General features: G+C 55.9%; 3 protein-coding genes. All 3 read left to right on the top strand.

All coding sequences use genetic code 11. From position 1 onward, the window contains the following. Positions 1-665: RHS repeat domain-containing protein (locus tag ACP5PX_RS07995; RefSeq protein ID WP_428085423.1), on the top strand; the 665-nt coding region annotated here is incomplete at its 5' end. Positions 666-681: 16 nt separating this feature from the next. After that, a complete protein-coding gene (locus tag ACP5PX_RS07990; protein WP_428085422.1) occupies positions 682-1,806 on the top strand; it encodes a hypothetical protein in 1,125 nt (374 codons plus the stop codon). A 70-nt stretch (positions 1,807-1,876) separates the two neighbouring features. Next, on the top strand, positions 1,877-2,165 hold a 289-nt coding region (locus ACP5PX_RS07985; protein ID WP_428085421.1), incomplete at its 3' end, for an RHS repeat domain-containing protein.

Here is a 2,165-nt window from a genome sequence, read left to right as displayed (position 1 = left end):
GCAACGTGGTCCCGGACGCCAACCCCGGCTTCCAGCCCTTCGGGTTTGCCGGGGGCTTGTACGACACCCACACGCGCTTGGTCCGCTTCGGCGCCCGGGATTACGACCCCCAGGTGGGAAGGTGGTCCGTCAAGGATCCAGTGGGGTTCTCTGGCGGACTCGTACTTCTTTACGGATATTCGGGAAACGACCCCCTTAACGGACACGACCCGAGCGGGCTTTTCGTTATCGACGATTCGTGCAACCGCTTCCGAGCCGAGGTGGAAAGCGGTGTGGCCTTTGCGTGCGGCGCTCTTCAGAAGCCGGACTGCCGGCGATTGTTGAAGACCTGGGGGGTTCTCGAATGTATGGAGGGGCAGTGCGGCCGCGGGCAGGGCCCTTGTATCGCGTGCAAGCCAGATGAAGTCAAGTGGTGCGCGGAAACGAAGTTCCCGATTTTTGGATGTACTCCGTGGATCATCCTTTCCTTCGGAAATACGAAGGACTGCCCAAAGGATGAGGGTAAGGGGGTCGGGCCATCTATTTTCCATGAGATGCTACATGGCTGCGGCCTAGGTGAAACCGGAGCAGTGATGAACGACGAAAAGAAACATCCAGGCCCGTTTTACCACGTTGTTTGGAAATGTACAGGTTTTAAGGAAAGGCCGCCTTGGTGGGCGAACTAAACGAGTGGCGTCCACAATGGTTTCGATGGCGCAGCCGACCCGTCGAAATGTGCTTTGGGCAGGCCTACGAAAATGGGCTTTCCTCATCCCTGCCGCGTCGGCGGTCCCTGTCCAGAAAATCCTAGGAGGGATAATTGACTCTCTGTTGTTTCAGAACATTGCTCAAGGGATCATCGTGGAACCACCGCATTGCCGGCCCCACTTTGGTGTTGATGCAGAGGCGATGATTGTTGGCCCTCCTCTGGCCGTGGTGGGTTGGAGTTTCGTGGAGTTCAGTCGCGCGAGGGCTCTTCGTTATGGCCACCGCCTTATAGCTATTCTTTTTTGTTTAATGGCGTTAATTGCTGTATCTTTTGCTGTGCTTTGCGTCAATGATTTGCTGATATTGGGTAAGTATTGGCTCCGCGGAGTTGTGTGGCCTCCTTTTGGCCCGATGGACTTCGACATTGTGATATTCCCCGGAGCGCACTGGGATCTCGTGTTTGGTGATTTTGGGGGGGCCGTAACTGCTTGGTTGTCTCTCTTTTTGTGCCTCACCGTTCTGGGTCTGTTACCTTCGACACTGCGGTGGTTCAACAAAAGCCTCTCTGAATTTAGGGACACGTTCCGCTTAGCCGACATCCTTTTTCGCCAACTCGCACCCAGTTGGTTTGCTAAATTAGGCCGCGCCCTAAGCGCAAGGCGCTGCGCGTGGAGAACTCTTTTTCTTCTGATGACAGCATCGGCAGGCGTACCCCTGGTGGGGTCGGTAGCATGGGCTCTGAGCCAAGGGTTCGCGGTTTCACCGGCAAATGCTCGGTTGATGGTTAAGGTAGGTAATAGCGAGCTCCTTAACGTTTCCTTCGCAGGTGCGCCCCTGGTGATGTCTTTTCTTGTTTGGTACATCACTTTTGTTTTACTTGAAGTCCTTAAGGGGGTATTCCTCGTTGTCGCAGAAGATATCGCCTACGAGGCAGTTTGTTGGCTGCAGATTGGTCTCGCGTTTGCTGCGTCTGTGCCATGGGCGGTCGTTAGCTTCGGTGCGTCCACAAAAGATCGTGTTTGGGTCATTGGTGCCGGTCTGCTGGTGTGGTTTTTCCTGATTGCCTGGGGATGGCGTGTCTGGATCGGGAGGTGGAAGACCTGCGCCCACCGCAATTAGCGAACTTGGGCGATTGACTAGCACGCCTGGGAAAGCTTTTATAAAAGGCTTAACCGGTTCAAAGTGGGTTTTGACCGGCTCGGAAGCCAGAAAAACCAATACTACGGCGCTGGTAAGCCCGCCATCTCGTCCGGCTCATGGGTTTTCCTACACGGTGCTGGACCAGCAAAGCGAATACCTTCCGCCTTCGGTGGGGAGCTGGGACCCGGCCACCCGGTACAGTTACGACGCCGATGGCCAGCTCACCCAGGTCCAGCGGCCCGATGGGGAGGTGGTGAGCTTCACCTACGATGGGGAAGGCAGGCTCACGGGGATATCCAGCTCTTGGGGGCTTGCGAGCTTCACCTACGACCTCAAGG

This window comes from Hadarchaeum sp. (SeqCode) (assembly GCF_049969415.1).
In the GTDB taxonomy this organism is placed as follows: domain Archaea; phylum Hadarchaeota; class Hadarchaeia; order Hadarchaeales; family Hadarchaeaceae; genus Hadarchaeum.
The sequence above is the reverse complement of the archived record's forward strand: the minus strand, read 5'-3'. Positions and strand labels throughout refer to the sequence as shown.

Coding starts and splice junctions, on each gene's coding strand:
- ACP5PX_RS07990 (WP_428085422.1), top strand. CDS start 682: ATGGTTTCGATGGCGCAGCCGACCCGTCGAAATGTGCTTTGGGCAGGC.